We start from the raw sequence: 19,071 nt of genomic DNA, 5'->3' as shown, positions 1-19,071 counted from the left end.
GAACGTAGGCTTGTCGTCGTCCCCGCCCGAAGGAGCACTCATGACCACCGCCGCTGACCTGGCCACCTTCATCGACCACACGCTGCTCAAGCCCGAGGCCACGCGCGCCGATGTCGAGCGCACGATCGCCGAGGCCGCCGAGCTCGGCACCTACAGTGTGTGCCTGTCACCGTCGTTCCTCCCCGTCGAGGTCCCCGAAGGACTCAAGATCGCGGTGGTGTGCGGCTTCCCGAGCGGTAAGCACCACGCCGAGGTGAAGGCTGCCGAGGCCGCGCTCTCCGTCGCGCAGGGCGCCCACGAGATCGACATGGTCATCGACATCGGCGCCGCCGTCGAGGGGCGTTACGAGGTCGTCGAGGCAGAGATCCGCGCGGTCCGCGCCGCTGTTCCCGCGCCCACCGTCCTCAAGGTGATCATCGAGTCGGCGGCTCTCTCCGACGACGCCATCGTCGCCGTGTGCACGGCTGCGGTGGCTGCCGGTGCCGACTTCGTGAAGACGTCCACCGGCTTCCACCCCGCGGGTGGCGCGAGCGTCCACGCGGTCGAGCTCATGAAGAGCACGGTCGGCGACCGCGCCGAGGTCAAGGCATCCGGCGGTATTCGCACGCGCGCCGCCGCGGAGCAGATGATCGCCGCCGGCGCCACGCGCCTGGGTTTGTCGTCGAGCCGCGACATCCTCGCCGACCGCTCCGCCACGGGCGACTACTGATCGCGCGGGCCGATTGGTCAGGCGGCCCGCTGAGCATGTAAGATCGATGATCGTGCACGCGTCAGCGGAGCGCGCCGCCTTAGCTCAGACGGCAGAGCGATTCACTCGTAATGAATAGGTCAAGGGTTCGATTCCCTTAGGCGGCTCCAGCACACGAAAGGCCCGGGATTCCCGGGCCTTTCGATTTTCCCGAGCGCCCCCACGTCGCGGGATGCCGGGCGGGCGCCCGCTAGGCTGAGACCCCCACCCCATCGCGCCCCGGCGCGGAGATGATCGTCCCGCGAACCGCAGGAGCCCCCGTGTCGAACGTCGTCGATATCGTCGTCGAGCTCTTCACCTGGGTGGGGCTGGGAGTCGGCGTGCTGCTCGCGCTCGCCGCAGTGGTCCTTCTTCTCGCCGACGGCACGTGGCTGCCCGCCCGGGCGGTCGTCGAGCGCGTCGACGATCATCGCGTCGTGCGGTGGTTCGACGAGCACGGGGGAGTCAACGAGGCGCCCCTGTCGTCTCACGATGATGCCCGGGTCGGACCCGCCGACATGACCGATATCTTCTATCGCCGGGGCAGCATGCACCGCATGCGACTGTCGGCCTCGTCGCCGGTCGTCCGCTTCGTGGCCCTGCTCGCCGGTGGAGTTTCGGCCCTGGGCGTCGGCGCCTTCGTCATCTCGATCGTCCTGCTCTTCACCCGCGGCTGACGCTCTCGCCGAACAAGGAGTAGCGCCACAGCCTGTTAGCTAGATAATCTAGCGATATGTCCCGCACTCCGGCATCCGCAGAAGTCTCACCCTCTCGCCGCGACACGCGTCGCACCGCGCCCGCGGTGTCGCGGTGGCTGCGCATCGGCATCCCGAGCCTTCTGGTTCTGATCTGGGTGGTCGGGGGCTCGATCGGGGGACCGTACTTCGGCAAGGTCGACGAGGTCGCGACGAACGACCAGTCCTCGTTCCTTCCGCAGTCGGCGGATGCCACGCGCGTGAGCGAGCGTCTGCCCGACTTCGTGGGCGCCGAGGCGATCCCCGCCATCGTCGTTGCAGAGACGGCCGACGGGTCCGCGCTCTCCGACGCGCAGCGGAGCGAACTCCAGACCCTGACGTCGGAGATCGCCGCGCTCGATGGCATCCGCGGCGAGACCAGTCCGCCGGTGGTCTCGGACGACGGGCAGGCCGTGCAGATCTTCGTGCCGGTCGACGCCTCGGGAGAGGTGGGCGAGGTGGTCGAGAAGATTCGCGAACTCGTCTCCGCCGATGCGCCCGAGGGGGTGCAGGCGTGGGTCACCGGCCCCGCGGGCTTCACGGCCGACCTGGTCGAGGGCTTCCTCGGCATTGACGGGCTGCTGCTCATCGTGGCCCTGGCGGCGGTGTTCGTCATCCTCATCGTCGTGTACCGCTCGCCACTGTTGCCGATCCTCGTCCTGCTGACCTCGGTGTTCGCGCTGTGCGTCGCGCTGCTGACGGTGTGGTGGCTGGCCTACGCCCAGATCGTGGTGCTCAACGGCCAGGTGCAGGGAATCCTGTTCATCCTGGTCATCGGCGCGGCCACCGACTACGCCCTGCTCTACACGGCACGATTCCGTGAGGCGATCGGTGAGGGGCGACCCCGCTGGGACGCCACGGTGACCGCCTGGCGGGGCGCGGTCGAGCCGATCCTCGCCTCCGGCGGCACGGTGATCGCGGGACTGCTGTGCCTGCTGCTGTCCGATCTCGCGAACAACCGTGCGCTCGGTCCGATCGCCTCGATCGGCATCGCGTTCGCGATGTTGTCGGCCCTCACCTTCCTTCCGGCCCTCCTCGCGTTGTTCGGCCGTGTGGCGTTCTGGCCGTTCCCCCCGAAGCCCGGTGCGGGGGCCCTGCCGAGGGATCTCACGCAGCCGGTGAAGGGCCTGTGGCCCCGCCAGGCGCGCTTCGTCGCCCGTCGTGCGCGGCCGATCTGGATCGTCTGCACCGTGGTGCTGCTGGCCGCCTGTGCCGGGCTGACGCAGCTGCGGGCCGATGGCGTTCCCTCCAGCGACCTCGTGCTCGGCGCATCCGAGGCACGCGACGGTCAGGAGGTGCTCGCCGAGCACTTCCCCGGTGGGTCGGGGAGTCCCGCCTACGTGCTGGTCGACGAGTCGTCCGCCGCCGATGCTGTCGAGGTGCTCACCGCGGCTTCGGGGGTCGAATCGGTGGCGGTGCTGTCGGGCGACGCCCCCGGCGGACAGGCTCCGGTCACCGCGGTGGACGGCGCGCTGCAGACCACCGCGTTCGGCCCGCCCGGGACGCCCGCGCCCGCGGCGACCGTCTCCGACGGTCAGGTCATGCTCGCTGCCACCCTGTCGGACACGGCCGACTCCGCAGCGGCCGACGACACCGTGCGTCAGCTGCGCGTCGATCTCGCCGACCGTCTCGGCGAGGGAGCGGCGCTCGTGGGCGGAGTGACCGCAACCGACATCGACTCGATCGACACCTCGATCCGCGACCGCACCTTGATCATTCCGATCGTCCTCGTGGTGATCCTGCTGATTCTGATGGCACTCCTGCGCTCGATCGTCGCTCCGCTGCTGCTCATCGGCACGGTGATCCTGTCGTTCGGCGCGGCCCTGGGCGTCAGCGCCCTGGTGTTCGACGGGTTCTTCGGGTTCCCCGGCGCCGACCCCTCGGTACCGCTCTACGGGTTCGTCTTCCTCGTCGCCCTCGGGGTGGACTACAACATCTTCCTCATGTCCCGCGTGCGCGAGGAATCGCTCGCGCACGGGACTCGGGCCGGCATCCTGCGGGGTCTGGTCGCCACGGGCGGGGTCATCACCTCGGCCGGACTGGTGCTCGCGGCGACCTTCGCGGCGTTGGGGGTCATCCCGATCCTCTTCCTCGCCCAGATCGCGTTCATCGTCGCGTTCGGCGTGCTCCTGGACACCTTCGTGGTGCGATCGCTCCTCGTCCCCGCGCTCGCCACCGACATCGGCGCGGCCATCTGGTGGCCCTCGAAACTCTGGCGACGGGATGCCGAGAGGGTGACCGCCGCGCGTAGGCTCGAGCCATGAGCCGGGCACTGTTCATTGTTGACGTTCAGAACGACTTCACCGAGCACGGGGCTCTGGGGGTGGTCGGGGGCGATGCGGTCGCGCAGCGCATATCGGAGTACCTCGACGCCCACGCTGACGAGTACGCCCTCGTCGTCGCCTCACGCGATTGGCATCACGGCGACGACGACAACGGTGGGCACTTCTCCGACAACCCCGACTTCGTCGACACCTGGCCCGTCCACTGCGTCGGCGGCACCTTCGGAGCGGAGTACGACGACGTGTTCGACACGCGCCGCGTCACGCACCACCTGAAGAAGGGGCAGGGCAAGCCGGCGTATTCGTTGTTCGAGGGCGTGACCGACGACGGGCAGACCGCCGCCGACCTCCTCGACGCGCACGGCATCCGCGACATCGACGTGGTCGGGATCGCCACCGACTACTGCGTGCGGGCCTCGGCGCTCGACGCGCTCGCCGCCGGTCGCACCGTGCGGGTGCTCACGGATCTCATTGCCGGGGTGCACCCCGATTCGAGCGCGATCGCGCTCCGCGAGATCGAGGAGGCGGGCGCCGAGCTCACGCCGTCGGAGTGACCTCGTCGTCGGCGCGGGGAATCGTCAAAGTCACCGTCGTCCCGACGCCGGGTTCGCTCGTGATCTGGGTCCGCCCGCCGTGGTCCTTCACGATTCGTCGAACGCTCGCGAGGCCGATTCCGCTCCCCCCGTCGCGCACATCGGCGTAGCGCCCGCGCTCGCCCTCCTGCATCACGAGTCGCAGCTCGTCGGGATGGATGCCGCGACCGTGGTCGCTCACCGACACCACGGCTCCCTCGTCGCTCTCGTACACCTGGATTTCGATGATGTCGTCGGAGTACTTGGCGGCATTTTCGAGCACGTTCGCCACCGCGCGGCGGAGTCCGAGCACATCGCCGATCACCGGCACGGCATCCATCCGCCCGAAGACCGCGCGGTTGGGCGCATCTCCGGGAAGGATGAGCGCAACCGCACCACGCACCACGAGATCGAGCGTGATCCGGCGGCGTCCGCGCTCGGGTTGGGCGCTGGCATCGGCCAGGAGGGCTTGGGCCATAGCCACGAGATGATCGCTGGTCTCGCCGGCGAGGCGAAGCAGCCGGTGGTCGGGCGGAAGCTCGTCGGCCAGAAGCTCGAGATACCCGCGGAGCGCGGTGACGGGCGAGATCAGGTCGTGCGCGAACGTGCGCTGGAGCGCGGCCTGCTCGTCGGCGGCACGCTTTTCGGTGGTGAGGTCGCGGACGATCTTGACGAAACCGAGGATCTGCCCCGATTCGCTGCGGATCGCAGAGATGGTCACGCGCGCCCAGAACTCGCTGCCGTCCTTACGGACGCGCCAGCCGGTGTCTTCGACGTGTCCGTCACGCTGCGCGGCGGCCAGCAAGCGGTCGGGAAGACCGCGGCGACGGTCTTCTTCGCGATAGAAACGGGAGAAGTGAGACCCGATGATCTCGTCCTCTGAGTAGCCCTTGATGAGCTCGGCGCCGAGGTTCCACCCGCTGACGACTCCGCCACCGTCGAGTTTTACGATCGCGAAGAGATCGACCTGGCCGTCCCAGTCGGGGGGAAGCGGGCGCCGCATGCTCGCGATGGGTCGGTCCTTCTCGGAAAAGGTGGATGCCGTCGCGAATACCTGGGCGTCGCCACCGACGACGCTCATGAGCGTGGGCAACTGATGGCAGGGATGCTTGCTGAAGGCATGACGTGATCATGGAGGTCACGAGTAGAGAAAAACTACCACTTGACACGTGCGGGAGGGGTGCCCCAGGGCGCGGCGTTACCTCACGGTGACGAGCGTGCGTTGCCAGCCGCTGGAACCGTTCGGGGCAATCGCCGCCGGCTCCTGAATCTGCACATTGCCCTGCTTGTCGATCGCGCGCACCGTGATGTAGTGCGTGCCCGGCTGGGCGTCCCATTCCATGACCCACTGCACCCAGGACTGGTCGTTGATCGGCGTGGAGAGGGTCGCCTGCTGCCAGTCACCGTCGTCGATCTGCACCTCGACGGTCTGGATGCCGATGGGCTGCGCCCAGGCCATGCCGGCGATGGGAACGCGCCCCGCCGACACCGGCGCGCCGATCTTGGGGGTGTCCACGCGCGACGACATCTTGATGGGCGCCTCGGCCGAGTAGCCGCGCGGCGTCCAGTACGCCTCGTCCTGGTCGAAGCGGGTGACCGTGAGCGTGGTCACCCACTTCGTCGCCGAGACGTAGCCGTAGAGGCCGGGAACGACCATGCGCACGGGGAATCCGTGTTCGAAGGGGAGCGGTTCGCCGTTCATGGCCACCGCGAAGATGGCATCCAGTCCGTCGTCGGTGAGAGCGGAGAGGGGAGTGGATGCCGTGTACCCGTCGACGCTCTCGGAGAGGACCATGTCGGCGTCGGCTTGGGGAGAGGCCAGACGCAGCACGTCGCGGATGGGGATACCGGTCCAGATCGCATTGCCGACGAGGCCGCCGCCCACTTCGTTCGAGACGCAGGTCAGAGTGACGCCGTACTCGTCGAGGCCCATGGCGACGAGGTCGTCGAAGCTCAGCTCGATGGGCTGGTCGACCATGCCCTCGATGGTCAGTCTCCACGTCGAGGGGTCGACGTTGGGGACGGTGAGGGCGGTGTCGACGCGGTAGAAGTCGGCGTTCGGCGTGATGATCGGGGAAAGCCCGGGTACGTCGAGTGACGCACCCTCCGGCACGGTCACGGTGGTCCGGGCCGTCGGTAGACGGAGAGCGTCGCGAGCGGCCGCGACCGACGCGGTTGCGGCGTTGACGACGCGCGCACCGACGCCCACCACGACGGCCGACGCGGCGGCGATACCGGAGAGGAGGAAGAAGCCACGGCGATCGACGGCGGCGCCGGTCGCATCATCGGCGTCGGTCGAGGCCACCCATCGACGCAGGCGACCCACCATCAGGACGAGCAGAACGACACCGACAACGGTGCCGAGGATCGGGGGCAGCCACGCGAGCGCGCCGGCTCCGGCGCGGGTGATGATCGCGGCGGTGGCCAGGGCTCCACCGACGCCGAGGAGGATCGCGCCCGAGGGACGCAGTCGGTACTGCAAAATGCCGGCGACAGCGGCGGCGACCGCCGCACCCAGACCGACCCCCACGAGAAGGGCGATCTTGTCGGACTCCCCGAAGACCGTGATCGCCAGTTCCTTCAGCGGGCGGGGAACGAAGTCGACGATGAACGAGCCGACCGCCAGGACCGGGCTCGCCGAGCGGGCCACGAGGATGGCGAACAGCTCCGCGATCGCCAGCAGGCTCGCGGCGGAGACGAGGCCCGCCAGCGCCGCCCAGATCCACGCGCGGGGGCGCCGCACGGTGCGTGTGTCGTCGGTGCCGGTCGCGGTGTCGGTGGTCATGGCATCCCTCTTCTCTGCGACGACGCACGGAACACTGCCGTCGAGGGCTATTCGGAGCGCGGACGAGAACGGATGCCGAGGCTTACGCCGGGTCGTGGGTCGTGGGTCGTGGGCCGTTGCGCCTCGTCGTCGGCGAACTCCTGGAGCGCGCGCCGCATCGTCACGACGCTCCCGAACCCCGCCTCGCGCGCGGTGTGGAGTGCGCGGGACTCCGAGGCTGAGTCGGAGCGGAGCAGCGCCCGGGCCGTCTGAACTCGGGCGCGTCGAATCTCGCGCGCGACCGAAGAACCCTGCGTGGCGAATGCTCGCTGCAGGGTGCGCAGCGGCACGCCCATGATCTCCGCGACTGTCGCCGGGCTGGTCGACGGATCGGTGTGGAGCCGTGCGATCAGAGCGCGTGCTCGGTCTTGCAACGACGCCGAGGAATGCCGAGCGGGACTCGCGTCCGCGGGGGACTGCACGACACCGAGCCAGAGGAGGTTGAGAAAGTCGATCTCGCGCGGGTCGAGGCCCTTGTGCCCGCTCTCGAGGCGGTCAAAGGCGTGGGTGGGGGCGACGTTGAGAGGATCGGCGAATAGGCGGTTTGTCGCGATCTCGTGGATCTTCGGTCCGCCCGCGACCGAGTCGAGACCCGCGTCGCGGATCACGTCGCCGGTCGAGACAGAGAACACGACATCGGCCGCCTCGGTGGCGGTCACCTCGCAGGGGGACCCCGAAACGACAAGGACGCAATCAGGATCCATCGTCATCGTCCTGCCCCCGGCGTGCAGACGAGCCGTGCTATTCAGGCAGGAGAAAAGAAAGACGTCGCCGAGTGCGGGGTCGAGAGGCTCGACGACCGCCGATGTGACGGCCCGAAGTCGGAACACCTCCGACCGCCCGATCCGCAGATGACTCGGCGGAGTGGTACGACCGGGCGTGCGTATCGCGACGTTCCCGGTGTAGTAGACGTCATTCTCCCCGGTCGGCATACCGCTCTCCGTTCTGTGGGGAAGAGAATCGTCCTTCATTTTCCACAAGGCAGGCGCGGATTCTTGGTCTCCGTCCAACGCGGGCGCGTCGGCTGGAAGGCTCAGTGTAGAAGATGCGAACGAATCATACGACTGCGTGAAGTACGAACACCTCAACACGGGAGGGGGAGAGTTTGTCAAGCCTGCCCCCGCAGATTCGTCTCATTGGACGGCCGCGGGGTGGCCAAATCGCGCAGGGCGCGGTGCGGCGGGCGTGGTTCTAGATCCTGGTGCGCTCAACCAGGCAGGCCGGTCAGGAGTAGAACGACGTATCGAACACATCGATCCCTAAGGCCAGGCAGTATCCTCGCAACATCTCCGGGGTGAACCTGTCGCGCTTGCGACGCAGCGAGTAGGCGTTCGTGTTCTCCCACGGTTGCTCGGGCCCGAACGCCTCGAAGTAGTAACGGGACGAACCGCTCTCTCCTTCGATCAGATGCCGGAGGCCCAGCTCAGAGCCCACGGCGCGCCATCCACATCGCAGCGAGGCCGCCGATCACGCCGACAACAAGAACAGCCGCGCCCACCCTGATCATGCCTCTCTTCTGCGCGCGGGTGCCGCGGTCTACGGTGAGCGTGAACCGTCGCACTCCCGGAAGGATGCCGCCATGTCCACCGCGCTCGTTGTCTACATCTCGTTCGCCGGCCAGGCCCGCGCGGCGATGACCTTCTACCAGTCCGTTTTCGGCGGTGAGCTGGTGATCGCGACGTTCGCCGACTTCGGGATTCCCGATGGTCCCGCGGACGGGGTGATGCACTCCGAGCTCCGCGCCGAGGGATTCACGGTGATGGGGGCGGATGCCTTCGGAGAACCGGCCAAGGGGTGGGGGAAGAACCGCGTGCATGCCGCGTTCATGAGCGACGAGATCGATCGCGTCTCGGGGTTCTACGACAGCTTCGTGGAGCGTGGTGCCGAGGTCGTCCAGTCGCTGGAGAAGCAGGTCTGGGGCGATTTCTACGGCGAACTCGTCGACCCGTGGGGCGTCGCCTGGATGTTCAACATCGCGGCGCCGGACGGTTGGGGCGAGAGTGCGAGCTGAGCTAGTGGCTCCGTCCCTCGACGAACTCACGCACCGCAGCGGCAACCTCGGCCGACGCCGGGTACACGTGCTCTGCGCCGGCGTACGCGCCCTCGCGCGCGTACGCTTCAACCCAACTGGCGTGATCAGCGGCATCTCGAACGCCGGCACCAACTGCACCGGCGTAGGTGCCGGCGATGGCCGCCGTTGCAGCGTCGATGTGCCTTATGTGCCTTTTCGCAACTTCTTCGGCAATAACGGGAACTGGTGCTTGTGCACGAGTCGCCCCATTGGTGGCTGACCTGTGAAGAGTTCCAAGCAACGCGCGATCGTGGCCGGCGGAATCGTCATCGTAGTGCTGGGGATCGTGATACTCCTGCTGACTCAGCAGGGTGCGTACCACGCTATATAAGACACTTTGTCGCGACAACGCCGAAGCCCTCTGCCTCGTCGGTTGGAGCCTGACCCTCGTTTCCGAGTCGAACCCCGCGATCGTAAACATCGACGGCGAGACCATCAGCGTCACCAGCGTCTATCTGGAGCGAGTGCCATGACTATCGCCAACCCCACATTCGTCTACGAGGTCAACGGTGCCTCGTTTGCCAACCTCATCAACAGTCCGCGGTCCTACGAGGACAACCTGCGCCGCATGCTATCTCTGGTCGGCGAACCGGGTCGCTCGACGTTTGCTCTGTCGAAGCTGCCGGACGGTCAAAGCGCTTGGGACGTGAAGCGGGAGACGCTGCCGAGCGTGTTTCTGCATGCGGCAGGAACCGCGGAGGTGATGACCATTGAGTGGCGACGCCTGGATCGGGATGGTGTGGAACGGCTATACACCGTCGGAGGGGGGCATCGAGTTCCACGACGGAGCGGGCCGCGCCCTGGTCCACCCCGACGAGGCCTTCACCGCGGAAGAAGCCGGCGAGATCTTCGTGCACTACTTCCACACCCTCACTGTCCCCGACCACTATGTCCTCCGCGAGGTCGACCTGACCCCGCCGACACCATGACAATTTCCGTCGAGTGACCGTCGGGAAGCATCCCTCAACTCCCGCTCAAACCCGCGGTGCCGCGCAGCCTGCGCTGGCGCGACTTGATCTGAACGTCACAGCCCGAAATATCGGGCGCGGATTCACACGTCGGAAACGCGGCGCCGATACCTTCTCGCCGAACGGTGAGGCCCCTGTCTTCTCTCGAATTTACGTCGAAGCCGATGAGGTGACGGGCGTGGAATTCAATGAGCCGTTTGACCTGCTTGTGGGCGCCGACGAGCAGTACACCGCGCATACGGAGAGGGAAGAAACCAAAACCGCCCCTGCAAACAGGGGCGGTGTGAAGTTGTCGGAGGTGGCGACTCTTGTAAACATGGCCAAGGATGATACTTCGAGTAACGCTGACGTGGTGGGCCCCGTGGGGCTCGAACCCACGACCCGCGGATTAAAAGTCCGATGCTCTACCGACTGAGCTAGAGGCCCGTGGCATCCAGCCTACCGGCCTGCGCGTGGTGGGTCGTGCACGCGGGACGCAACAAAGAGCGAGCGCCGGACCCCCTCGCCTGGGGTCCGGCGCTCGCCGTCAGTTCCGATCGGTCATCGATCGGTCCGGGTGCGTGGAATTACGCAGCCGGGGGCATCAGCACCGAGTCGATGAGGTACACGGTGGCGTTGGCGGTCTGGACGCCACCGCAGATGACGTTGGCGTCGTTGACCATGATCGCGTCGCCGCTGCCGGAGACGGTCACCTCGGCGCCCTGAACGGTCGCCTGGGCGCCCTCGATCTCGTCGGGCGCGATCTGGCCGGGGACGACGTGGTAGGTGAGGATCGACGTGAGCAGATCGGTGTCGGTCTTCAGCGTCTCGATCGTGGCGGGGTCGATCTTGGCGAACGCGTCATCGACCGGAGCGAAGACCGTGAACTCGCCACCGTTGAGGGTGTCGACGAGGTCAACGTTGGGGTTGAGCTGGCCGCTGACGGCCGCGGTCAGCGTGGTCAGCAGCGGGTTGTTCGAGGCAGCGACCGCGACGGGGTCAGCGGACATGCCCTCGACCGAACCGGCACCATCGGGAACGGTAGCGGCGTAGTCGGCGCAGCCGGGGCCCACGAGGTTCGCGGCCGGGTCCATCATGTTCGACGACGCCGAGGGCGAGGCCGCCATCGAGGGAGCCGACGACTCCTCGGTCATCGAGTCGCCCGAGGTGCTGGCACCCGAACATGCGGTGAGAGCGAAGGCCGAGCCCAGAACGAGGGCGAGACCGGCGACGACAGGCTTCTTCTTGGTGAGCATGACATTCCTCCGAAATCGTTCGGACCGCGTCTGCGACCCGTTAGGACACCCCGGTGCGAGGGGCGGTTCGCCGTGTTGCGGCGTACACAGGGTCTTCGGGACCCCCTGACGTTCGGATTGCGGCTTCTCTCGCATTCCTCGCCTGGCGAGGTGGAGGCGGCAGGAAAACACCAGGTCAGAGGCGCGGAAATATTCTTCCGAATATTTTCGAAGATGCCCTGCCGTTGGCGGATCCGCGTTGTTCTCCCTCTATCGGTCACGGTTGCTTACCTCATGCGCGCCACGCGCGCGCGCGAAAAGGAAGTCCGGGGCGGGTACGGCATGCTGGGAGTCATGGTGATCGACGGTTTCTCTCTCCCCGAAGACGGGGTGGACCACGTCGACCACGTCGGAGAATTGCTGCAGAAGATCGCCACGGGCGATCAGAACGCCTTCGCTGAGCTCTATGACACTCTGTCGGCTCGTGCGTTCGGACTCATCCTGCGGGTGCTCGTCGACCGGTCGCAGAGCGAAGAGGTGCTCCAGGAGGTGTTCTTGGAGATCTGGCAATCCGCCGCGCGGTTCACTCCGAACAAAGGTCAAGGAAGATCGTGGGTGCTCACGATCGCACACCGACGCGCGGTGGACAGGGTCCGCTCGTCGCAGTCCAGTGTCGATCGTGACGTACGCGTGGGCTTCCGCGATCTGGACGTCGCCTACGACGATGTCTCTGAGAAGGTCGAACTGAAAATCGATGGGCGGCGCGTCGTGGACGCACTCGCGACGCTTCCCGACGCTCAAAAAGAAGCGATCACGCTCGCCTACTTCGGTGGGTATAGCCAGAGTGAGATCGCTACCCTCGTCGGGGCGCCGCTCGGTACGGTCAAAACCAGGATGCGCGACGGATTGTCGCGCCTGAGGACGCAGATGGGGGTGGAAAAGTGAACGAGAGGGATTTCGCCGACCTCGCTGCCGGGCACGCGCTGAATGCGCTGTCCGAAGCAGACGAACGCGCATACCAGGAGGCTCTCGCGGGCAATCCGCACTGGTCCTCCCACGTCCGGGATGCCGCTGACGCCGTCGCCGCGATCAGCGCGACCGTCGAGCCCGTCGAGCCGCCGGCATCCATTCGGGCATCGCTGCTGGCTCGCATCACCGATCTTCCGCAGGAACAGGCCGAGCCGGCCCGGGCCGAGGCCGACGTCGAGGACTTTGCCGCCGCCGGCCCCGCACCGATCGAGCCACAACGCGACACCGCCGCGGCTGAGTCGGGCTGGGGTCTCCGTCGCTGGTTCACCCTCGCTGCATCCATCGTCGCCGTCCTCGTCCTCGGGTTCGGCGCGGTGACGATCAGCCAGCAGCTCACGAAGCCGGCGTCGCTCGTCGCGCTCGAGCAGGTCACGACGGCGCCGGATGCGCAATCGGCCAGCGCGACGATGCCCGACGGCGTCGTCGCCACGGCGCACTGGTCGGCATCCACCGGCCAGAGCGTGCTGGTGGCCGAGAATATGCCGCCCCTGGACGGCGATCAGACCTACGAGCTGTGGTTCGTTCGCGGTGAGACCCCGATTGCGGCGGGCATCTTCGAGACGGATGCCGACGGTCGTGCGACCGCCGTGCTCCAGGGTGAGTTCCATTCCGGCGACGTGATCGCCGTAACCGTGGAGCCTGCCGGCGGGTCGCCCGACGGGACGCCGAGTTCGGCACCCATCCTGGCGGTCGCCACGGCCTGATCGCGGCGTCCGTCGCGGCCCCGATGGGGAGGGCGACGCTCTAGCCTGGAACGATGAGCGACAGTTCTCGCGAGTTCCACAAGCCGGTGCGTCGCCCCGCGGAGCTGTTCGATCGGCTCTTCGCGGCCGAGGACCCCGCGGAGGTCTCCCGGGTCGCGCACAGCACCGCCCAGGCCCTCCTGTCGCGTGTCCGGGCCGACCCGAGCGTCGACGTCGTCGAGCGTCTCGTTGCGTTCACCGATGACCACGGGATCGACGACATCGCCGAGCTGTGGTCGCGCTCGCCCGCCCGCTCCCTTCCCGGGGCGCTGTGGCGGCTCTACCTGCTGCAGCTGATGATCCACGACGATGCCGCCACCGCGGCGTTGCTGTTCGAGCGCGGTCGCGTGGAGATGGCGACGGTCGATCCGGTCGTGGTCGGCGCGCCGGCGCCCGCCGGGCCCGACGAGCTGGTCCAGCTCATCGACACGATTCTGCGTGGACTCTTCGAGGGCGACTTCGCCGTCGCGCTCGATCGCGCCGCGGCGTTCTGTCGGGTGCAAGCGACCGGCTCCACTCACCTCGCCGACGACTACGAGAACACCGAGTCGGAGCGGGCCACAGCTCTCACCACGCGAGCTCTTCGCCTGTCGACCTATGCCGACGACCTCTCGGCTGCCGCCGCGCTCTGGCGACGCGACGCGCTCGCCTGACCGCAGCGACGGGGCAGCGGAGAAAAGAAAGTGCCGGGCCGCAGAACGCCTCTCGGCGCGAGGCCGCTCGCAGCGGCAGAAGATGGAGCCCGGGGTTACTGCGGCCCGGCTAAAAAAGTGTAACAAGGCATCACGCGAGGCATTCCCTCGAGCCCCCTCCCGATCGTTGCCCGGGCGTGTCGGCGCTCGGGCATAGGGTCGAGACATGGCTTGGCGCTTCGCTCTCGTGATCGACCCCGTGGCATCCGACGATCAGAGAACGGACTTCGTCGACACGTTCACCGTCGTCGAGCCGACCGCCCCCGCCCTCAGTGTGGGGGAGCTGAGCGCCCAGCGCGGCGACGGCGTTTTCGAGTCGATCGGCGTCGTCGACGGCCACGCGCAGGAGGTCGGGCCCCACCTCGCGCGTCTGGCCCACTCTGCGCGGCTGTGCGACCTGCCGACTCCGCACCTTGGTCAGTGGCGGGCGGCGATCGAGCGTGTCGCGGCGGAGGCCGGCGCGGGGGAGAACGTCCTCAAGCTCATCCTGAGCCGCGGCGTCGAGCACGGTCCGTCTCCGACCGCCTGGGTGACGCTCGCCTCGGCGCCCGACAACGCACGCGCGCGCACCTCGGGCGTGCGGATCGCGACGCTCGACCGCGGCTACGCTCTCGACGTTCCCGCGCGCGCTCCGTGGCTGCTCCTCGGGGCGAAGACGCTGTCGTACGCCGTCAACATGGCAGCGATCCGCGAAGCACAGCGCCGCGGCGCCGACGACGCCGTGTTCGTGACGACCGACGGGTACGTGCTCGAGGCCCCCACGGCATCCGTCGTTCTTCGCTACGGTGACCGCTTCGTCACGCCCGCACCCCACGCCGGAATCCTGCACGGCACGACGCAGCAGAGCCTGTTCGCCCACCTGGAGGCTCGCGGGTTCGAGACCGCCTACGAGACGGTCGCGGTGTCCGATCTCACGCGAGCGGATGCCGCCTGGCTGCTGTCGAGCGTGCGGTTGGCCGCGCCGATTGCGGCCGTCGATGGCGATCCCCGGGCGGTCGATCGAGGGGTCACCGACGCGATCAACGCCTACCTGCTCAGCCCGCGCGACTGACAGACGGCGGCACAGGTGCCGCAACGACGAAGGCCCCCGCTCACGCGGGGGCCTTCGTCGCTCAGTCCTTCGGGATCACCCGAAGCGGCCGGAAACGTAGTCTTCGGTGGCCTGCACGGCAGGGGCAGTGAAGATCGCCGCCGTGTCGTTGTACTCGATGAGCTTGCCGGGCTTGCCCGTGCCGGCGATGTTGAAGAACGCCGTCTTGTCGCTCACACGCGAAGCCTGCTGCATGTTGTGCGTCACGATCACGATCGTGTACTCGTTCTTCAGCTCGGTGATGAGCTCCTCGATCGCGAAGGTCGAGATCGGGTCGAGGGCCGAGCAGGGCTCGTCCATCAGCAGCACGTCGGGGGAGACGGCGATCGCGCGCGCGATGCACAGACGCTGCTGCTGGCCACCCGACAGGCCCGAGCCGGGCCGGTCGAGACGGTCCTTGACCTCGTTCCACAGGTTGGCGCCCTGCAGGGACTTCTCCACCAGTTCGTCGGAGTCGGACTTAGAGATCCGCCGGTTGTTCAGCTTGACGCCGGCCAGCACGTTCTCGCGAATCGACATGGTGGGGAAGGGGTTCGGGCGCTGGAAGACCATTCCGACCTGGCGGCGCACGAGCACGGGATCGACGCCCGCGCCGTACAGGTTGTCGCCGTCGAGCAGCACGGAGCCTTCGACGCGCGCGCCGGGAATGACCTCGTGCATGCGGTTCAGCGTGCGCAGGAAGGTGGACTTTCCGCAGCCGGAGGGGCCGATGAAGGCGGTGACGCTGCGGGGCTCGATGTCGAGGGACACACCCTCGACAGCGAGGAAGTCGCCGTAGTAGACGTTCAGATCGTTGACTTCGATGCTCTTGGACACGATTCCTCGGGAGTTTCTACTGGAGTCTGACGAAAAGGGTTCAGCGGCCGAGCTTGGGCGAGAAGATCTTCGCCACGGTGCGGGCCACGAGGTTCAACACCATGACGATGACGATGAGCACCAGCGCGGCGCCCCAGGCGCGATCGACGAAGGCCGACGCCGGGATGCCCTGATTCATGTACTGCGAGTACGCGAACACGGGCAGTGTCATCATGCGACCGTTGAAGAGGTCGTAGTTGACGGATGTCGCCACACCGGCGGTCAGCAGGAGGGGCGCCGTCTCTCCGATCACGCGCGAGATCGACAGCATGACGCCCGTCGTGATGCCGGCCAGGGCAGTGGGGAGGACCACCTTGCTGATGGTCAGCCACTTCGGCACGCCGAGCGCATACGACGCCTCGCGGAGCTCGTTCGGCACCAGTCGCAGCATCTCCTCCGTGGAGCGCACGACCACGGGGATCATGAGCACCGAGAGCGCGATGGCGCCCATGATGCCCATGCGGATACCGGGACCGAAGAAGAGCGCGAAGAGGGCGTAGGCGAACAGACCGGCGACGATCGAGGGGATGCCGGTCATCACGTCGACGAGGAACGTGATGGACTGCGCCATGCGACGCCCCCCGCCGTACTCGATGAGGTAGATCGCGGTGAAGATACCGATCGGGATCGAGATGACCGCGGCGGCCAGCGTGATCATGAGCGTGCCGACGATCGCGTGCAGGGCTCCGCCGCCCTCGCCGACGACGTTGCGCATCGACGAGGTGAAGAACTCGGCGCTGATGCCGTTGACGCCGTTGGTGATCACCGTGACGGCCACCGACACCAGCGGCACCATGGCGATCGCGAAGGCGGTGACGACGACGCCGGTGACCAGGCGGTCCACGCCCTTGCGGCGTCCCTCGACGAGCGTCGAGATCACGGTGATGAGCACCAGGTAGACAACGGCCGTGAGTACGAGCCACCCGGCGACGTTGAACGCCCCGCCGGAGGAGAGAGTCACGACGGCGATCAGGGCGGCGCTCAGGACGGCGCTGCCGCCGAGCGTCGCCCACGGCGCCCACGAGGGGAGGTGGCCGCTGGTGAGGCTGTTGGAGGCTTTCGAGGCGGACGGCGTGGTGGGCGTCTGCGGAGCGGTGGTTGTCGCGGTCATGTCAGTTGGCCCCCGAGAATTCCTTGCGACGGCTCACGAGGTAGCGAGCCAATGCGTTCACAGCGAAGGTGACGATGAAGAGCACAAGGCCGGTGGCGATGAGCACGTTGACGTTGAAGCCGTAGGCCTCGGGGAAGGTGAGCGCGATGTTGGCGGGGATCGTGCTCGGGTTCTCTGACGTGAAGAGCTGGAAGCTGATGACCCCGGATGCCGAGAGCACCAGGGCGACCGCCATCGTTTCGCCGAGCGCGCGACCGAGGCCGAGCATCGACGCCGAGACGATACCGCTGCGGCCGAAGGGGAACACTGCCATACGGATCATTTCCCACCGCGTGGCACCCAGGGCGAGCGCGGCCTCCTCGTGCAGGACGGGAGTCTGGAGGAAGATCTCGCGGCAAATCGCGGTAATGATCGGCGTGATCATCACCGCGAGGACGACAGCGGCGGTCAGGATCGTGCGGCCCGTGGCTGACACGGTGCCGGAGAAGAGGGGGAACCAGCCCGCGTTGGCATTGAGCCACACGTAGACCGGCTGAATGGCGGGGGCGAGCACGAGGATGCCCCAGAGGCCGAAGACCACCGACGGCACGGCGGCCAGGAGATCGACGATGTAGCCGAGCCCCTGCGCCAGTCGACGCGGGGCGTAGTGCGAGATGAAGAGGGCGACACAGACGGACAGCGGAACGGCCAGGATGAGGGCCAGGATCGAGGCCCAGATCGTTCCGAAGGCGAGCGGGCCGACATAGGCCCAGAAGTTGCTGGTGAGAATCGAGGCGTTCTCGCTCGTCGCGGTGAATCCCGGAAGGGACTGGACGACGAGGAAGATCGTCACGGCGGCAAGCGTTACGAGGATCATCGACCCTGCGAACAGGGCGGTTCCGGAGAAGACACGATCTCCGGGGCGTTGCTTCGGCTTCTCGGGTGCCGGAGCAGTGGTGGCTGTCATGGCTTCCTGTCTCGGGTCGATAACGGGCGGAAACCCGGCCCGATGCGGTGAGGCATCGGGCCGGGCATCAGGGGTGCTTTATTACTCGACGACGATCAGGTCGATGGCCGAGTTCACGCGCTCGCGCAGCGTGTCGCTGATCGGGGCGCTACCGGCGGCTTCGGCAGCGGCCTGCTGGCCCTCTTCGCTCGCGACGTACTGCAGGAACGACTTCACGATGGGAGCGTTCGCGGCGTCCGCGTACTCCTGGCAGGCGATCATGTAGCTGATCAGGACGATCGGGTAGACACCCGCGTCGGTCGAGGTGCGCTCGAGCTCGATCGCGAGGTCACCCTCGGTGCGACCCTCGACGAACGGCGACTCGTCGACGATGGCCGCGGCAGCCTCGGGCGAGTACGCGACGAACTCGTCGCCGACCTTGATCGCGGCGGTGGACAGACCCTCTTCGGCGGCGCGCGACGCGTCGGCGTAGCCGATGGTGCCGTTGGCGCCCGAGACGGCCGAAACGACGCCCGAGGTGCCGTTGGCAGCCTCGCCCGAGCTCAGCGGCCACTCGCCGTCGGGCTCCGAGGTCCAGACGCTGGGAGCGGCCTGGTACAGGTAGTCGGTGAAGTTCTCGGTGGTGCCCGAGTCGTCCTGGCGGTGAACCGGGGTCACGGCGAGGTCGGGCAGGCTGACACCCGGGTTCGTCGCGGCGATGGCCGGGTCGTTCCACTTGGTGATGGTGCCCGCGAACATGCCCGCGAGGGTCGCGGCGTCGAGGTTGAGCGAGTCGACACCCTCGAGGCTGAAGATGACGGCGATGGGCGAGATGTAGGTCGGCAGCTCGATGATGCCCGAGCCGTCGGTGCACGCGGCGAAGCCGCCGGCAGCGATCTCCTCGTCGTTGAACGCGCGGTCGGAGCCGATGAAGGGGTAGGCGCCGGCCTGGAACGACTCACGACCCGCACCCGAACCGGAGGGCTCGTAGGTGATGGTGACGTCGGGGTTCGCGGTCTGGAAGCCGGCCGTCCACGCCTGGACCGCAACCTCCTGCGACGACGCGCCGCCGCTCGCGACCTCACCAGAGAGGGCGGAGCCGCCGCCGTCGGTGCTGCCGGAGCCGCCCTCGTTCGAGGCGCAACCGGCGAGAGCGAGTGCTGCGACGGCCGAGACGGCGCCGAGCTGGGCGAAGCGAGTGATCTTCACGATAAAGAATCCTTCTGGATATCGG

The 19,071-nt window shown here is 67.5% G+C and carries 20 protein-coding genes and 2 tRNA genes; 11 read left to right on the top strand and 11 right to left on the bottom strand.

The annotated features are described in order from the left end of the window. Nucleotides 1-40 precede the first annotated feature (40 nt). The 5 genes from deoC to ACU6WY_RS10640 all read left to right on the top strand — a co-directional run bounded on the left by deoC (nucleotide 41) and on the right by ACU6WY_RS10640 (nucleotide 4,297). Complete coding sequence (gene deoC / locus ACU6WY_RS10660; protein WP_483819634.1) at nucleotides 41-709, top strand: deoxyribose-phosphate aldolase; 669 nt, start codon at nucleotides 41-43, stop codon at nucleotides 707-709. A 73-nt stretch (nucleotides 710-782) separates the two neighbouring features. Next, nucleotides 783-858: transfer RNA gene (locus ACU6WY_RS10655), tRNA-Thr, on the top strand. A gap of 150 nt (nucleotides 859-1,008) precedes the next feature. Continuing rightward, complete coding sequence (locus ACU6WY_RS10650; protein WP_483819633.1) at nucleotides 1,009-1,404, top strand: hypothetical protein; 396 nt, start codon at nucleotides 1,009-1,011, stop codon at nucleotides 1,402-1,404. 56 nt (nucleotides 1,405-1,460) lie between these two features. Next, a complete protein-coding gene (locus ACU6WY_RS10645) occupies nucleotides 1,461-3,725 on the top strand; it encodes an MMPL family transporter (RefSeq protein ID WP_483819632.1) in 2,265 nt (754 codons plus the stop codon). Further along, complete coding sequence (locus ACU6WY_RS10640; protein ID WP_483819631.1) at nucleotides 3,722-4,297, top strand: isochorismatase family protein; 576 nt, start codon at nucleotides 3,722-3,724, stop codon at nucleotides 4,295-4,297. The genes ACU6WY_RS10645 and ACU6WY_RS10640 overlap by 4 nt, the downstream gene beginning before the upstream one ends. Here the strand turns inward: ACU6WY_RS10640 and ACU6WY_RS10635 are convergent. The 4 genes from ACU6WY_RS10635 to ACU6WY_RS10620 all read right to left on the bottom strand — a co-directional run bounded on the left by ACU6WY_RS10635 (nucleotide 4,281) and on the right by ACU6WY_RS10620 (nucleotide 8,573). Beyond that, nucleotides 4,281-5,396, bottom strand: a complete 1,116-nt coding sequence (locus ACU6WY_RS10635; protein WP_483819630.1) for an ATP-binding protein — start codon at nucleotides 5,394-5,396, stop codon at nucleotides 4,281-4,283. The two genes, ACU6WY_RS10640 and ACU6WY_RS10635, sit on opposite strands and share 17 nt — an antisense overlap. A 117-nt stretch (nucleotides 5,397-5,513) precedes the next feature. Next, nucleotides 5,514-7,100 carry a molybdopterin-dependent oxidoreductase gene (locus ACU6WY_RS10630; RefSeq protein ID WP_483819629.1) on the bottom strand — a complete coding sequence of 529 codons (1,587 nt, stop codon included), beginning with the start codon at nucleotides 7,098-7,100 and terminating at the stop codon, nucleotides 5,514-5,516. A 47-nt stretch (nucleotides 7,101-7,147) separates the two neighbouring features. Beyond that, complete coding sequence (locus ACU6WY_RS10625; protein WP_483819628.1) at nucleotides 7,148-7,798, bottom strand: hypothetical protein; 651 nt, start codon at nucleotides 7,796-7,798, stop codon at nucleotides 7,148-7,150. A gap of 565 nt (nucleotides 7,799-8,363) precedes the next feature. Next, nucleotides 8,364-8,573, bottom strand: a complete 210-nt coding sequence (locus ACU6WY_RS10620; protein WP_483819627.1) for a hypothetical protein — start codon at nucleotides 8,571-8,573, stop codon at nucleotides 8,364-8,366. Between the two features lie 145 nt (nucleotides 8,574-8,718). On the opposite strand from ACU6WY_RS10620, the gene ACU6WY_RS10615 reads away from it, so the two are divergent. Together ACU6WY_RS10615 and ACU6WY_RS10610 are read left to right on the top strand one after the other, a co-directional pair. Next, nucleotides 8,719-9,150, top strand: coding sequence for a VOC family protein (locus ACU6WY_RS10615; protein ID WP_483819626.1), 432 nt, complete (start codon nucleotides 8,719-8,721; stop codon nucleotides 9,148-9,150). A 770-nt stretch (nucleotides 9,151-9,920) separates the two neighbouring features. Next, nucleotides 9,921-10,139 (top strand): hypothetical protein, encoded by a 219-nt coding sequence (locus ACU6WY_RS10610; protein ID WP_483819625.1) that lies wholly within the window; start codon nucleotides 9,921-9,923, stop codon nucleotides 10,137-10,139. A gap of 34 nt (nucleotides 10,140-10,173) precedes the next feature. Here ACU6WY_RS10610 and ACU6WY_RS10605 read toward each other — a convergent pair whose 3' ends face one another. From ACU6WY_RS10605 to ACU6WY_RS10595, 3 genes are all read right to left on the bottom strand, one after another. Continuing rightward, the gene (locus ACU6WY_RS10605) at nucleotides 10,174-10,416 is read right to left on the bottom strand and encodes a hypothetical protein (RefSeq protein WP_483819624.1); all 243 of its coding nucleotides are present in this window, start codon (nucleotides 10,414-10,416) and stop codon (nucleotides 10,174-10,176) included. 112 nt (nucleotides 10,417-10,528) lie between these two features. Next, nucleotides 10,529-10,604, bottom strand: a tRNA-Lys gene (locus tag ACU6WY_RS10600). A 140-nt stretch (nucleotides 10,605-10,744) separates the two neighbouring features. Further along, nucleotides 10,745-11,413, bottom strand: a complete 669-nt coding sequence (locus tag ACU6WY_RS10595) for a fasciclin domain-containing protein (protein WP_483819623.1) — start codon at nucleotides 11,411-11,413, stop codon at nucleotides 10,745-10,747. 321 nt (nucleotides 11,414-11,734) lie between these two features. Here ACU6WY_RS10595 and sigK point away from each other — a divergent pair, with 321 nt between their 5' ends. The 4 genes from sigK (at nucleotide 11,735) to ACU6WY_RS10575 (ending at nucleotide 14,907) form a co-directional block, all read left to right on the top strand. Next, a complete protein-coding gene (sigK, locus tag ACU6WY_RS10590; RefSeq protein ID WP_483821902.1) occupies nucleotides 11,735-12,337 on the top strand; it encodes an ECF RNA polymerase sigma factor SigK in 603 nt (200 codons plus the stop codon). After that, nucleotides 12,334-13,125, top strand: a complete 792-nt coding sequence (locus tag ACU6WY_RS10585) for an anti-sigma factor (protein WP_483819622.1) — start codon at nucleotides 12,334-12,336, stop codon at nucleotides 13,123-13,125. The genes sigK and ACU6WY_RS10585 overlap by 4 nt, the downstream gene beginning before the upstream one ends. 53 nt (nucleotides 13,126-13,178) lie before the next feature. After that, nucleotides 13,179-13,817 (top strand): DNA-directed RNA polymerase subunit beta, encoded by a 639-nt coding sequence (locus ACU6WY_RS10580; RefSeq protein ID WP_483819621.1) that lies wholly within the window; start codon nucleotides 13,179-13,181, stop codon nucleotides 13,815-13,817. Nucleotides 13,818-14,022: 205 nt separating this feature from the next. Beyond that, a complete protein-coding gene (locus ACU6WY_RS10575; protein WP_483819620.1) occupies nucleotides 14,023-14,907 on the top strand; it encodes an aminodeoxychorismate lyase in 885 nt (294 codons plus the stop codon). Between the two features lie 75 nt (nucleotides 14,908-14,982). On the opposite strand, the gene pstB is transcribed toward ACU6WY_RS10575, so the two are convergent. The 4 genes from pstB to pstS all read right to left on the bottom strand — a co-directional run bounded on the left by pstB (nucleotide 14,983) and on the right by pstS (nucleotide 19,046). Further along, nucleotides 14,983-15,762 (bottom strand): phosphate ABC transporter ATP-binding protein PstB, encoded by a 780-nt coding sequence (gene pstB / locus ACU6WY_RS10570; protein WP_483819619.1) that lies wholly within the window; start codon nucleotides 15,760-15,762, stop codon nucleotides 14,983-14,985. A 40-nt stretch (nucleotides 15,763-15,802) separates the two neighbouring features. Next, nucleotides 15,803-16,912: a phosphate ABC transporter permease PstA gene (gene pstA, locus ACU6WY_RS10565; protein WP_483819618.1), complete on the bottom strand. Its 1,110-nt coding sequence runs from the start codon at nucleotides 16,910-16,912 to the stop codon at nucleotides 15,803-15,805. A 1-nt stretch (nucleotide 16,913) separates the two neighbouring features. Then, the gene (gene pstC, locus ACU6WY_RS10560) at nucleotides 16,914-17,858 is read right to left on the bottom strand and encodes a phosphate ABC transporter permease subunit PstC (protein ID WP_483819617.1); all 945 of its coding nucleotides are present in this window, start codon (nucleotides 17,856-17,858) and stop codon (nucleotides 16,914-16,916) included. Between the two features lie 81 nt (nucleotides 17,859-17,939). Next, nucleotides 17,940-19,046, bottom strand: a complete 1,107-nt coding sequence (gene pstS / locus ACU6WY_RS10555; protein ID WP_483819616.1) for a phosphate ABC transporter substrate-binding protein PstS — start codon at nucleotides 19,044-19,046, stop codon at nucleotides 17,940-17,942. Between the last annotated feature and the right edge of the window lie 25 nt (nucleotides 19,047-19,071).

The organism is Microbacterium sp. ZW3a (genome assembly GCF_057167165.1).
This window is presented reverse-complemented; position numbering and strand designations above follow the sequence as displayed.

Excerpts from the sequence above, each read along its gene's own strand:
- pstC (WP_483819617.1), bottom strand. The coding sequence starts at position 17,858 with ATGACAGCCACCACTGCTCCGGCACCCGAGAAGCCGAAGCAACGCCCC.
- ACU6WY_RS10635 (WP_483819630.1), bottom strand. The coding sequence starts at position 5,396 with ATGAGCGTCGTCGGTGGCGACGCCCAGGTATTCGCGACGGCATCCACC.
- sigK (WP_483821902.1), top strand. The coding sequence starts at position 11,735 with ATGCTGGGAGTCATGGTGATCGACGGTTTCTCTCTCCCCGAAGACGGG.
- pstA (WP_483819618.1), bottom strand. The coding sequence starts at position 16,912 with ATGACCGCGACAACCACCGCTCCGCAGACGCCCACCACGCCGTCCGCC.
- ACU6WY_RS10575 (WP_483819620.1), top strand. The coding sequence starts at position 14,023 with ATGGCTTGGCGCTTCGCTCTCGTGATCGACCCCGTGGCATCCGACGAT.
- ACU6WY_RS10645 (WP_483819632.1), top strand. The coding sequence starts at position 1,461 with ATGTCCCGCACTCCGGCATCCGCAGAAGTCTCACCCTCTCGCCGCGAC.
- ACU6WY_RS10630 (WP_483819629.1), bottom strand. The coding sequence starts at position 7,100 with ATGACCACCGACACCGCGACCGGCACCGACGACACACGCACCGTGCGG.
- ACU6WY_RS10640 (WP_483819631.1), top strand. The coding sequence starts at position 3,722 with ATGAGCCGGGCACTGTTCATTGTTGACGTTCAGAACGACTTCACCGAG.
- ACU6WY_RS10580 (WP_483819621.1), top strand. The coding sequence starts at position 13,179 with ATGAGCGACAGTTCTCGCGAGTTCCACAAGCCGGTGCGTCGCCCCGCG.
- deoC (WP_483819634.1), top strand. The coding sequence starts at position 41 with ATGACCACCGCCGCTGACCTGGCCACCTTCATCGACCACACGCTGCTC.
- ACU6WY_RS10615 (WP_483819626.1), top strand. The coding sequence starts at position 8,719 with ATGTCCACCGCGCTCGTTGTCTACATCTCGTTCGCCGGCCAGGCCCGC.
- ACU6WY_RS10595 (WP_483819623.1), bottom strand. The coding sequence starts at position 11,413 with ATGCTCACCAAGAAGAAGCCTGTCGTCGCCGGTCTCGCCCTCGTTCTG.
- ACU6WY_RS10605 (WP_483819624.1), bottom strand. The coding sequence starts at position 10,416 with ATGCGCGGTGTACTGCTCGTCGGCGCCCACAAGCAGGTCAAACGGCTC.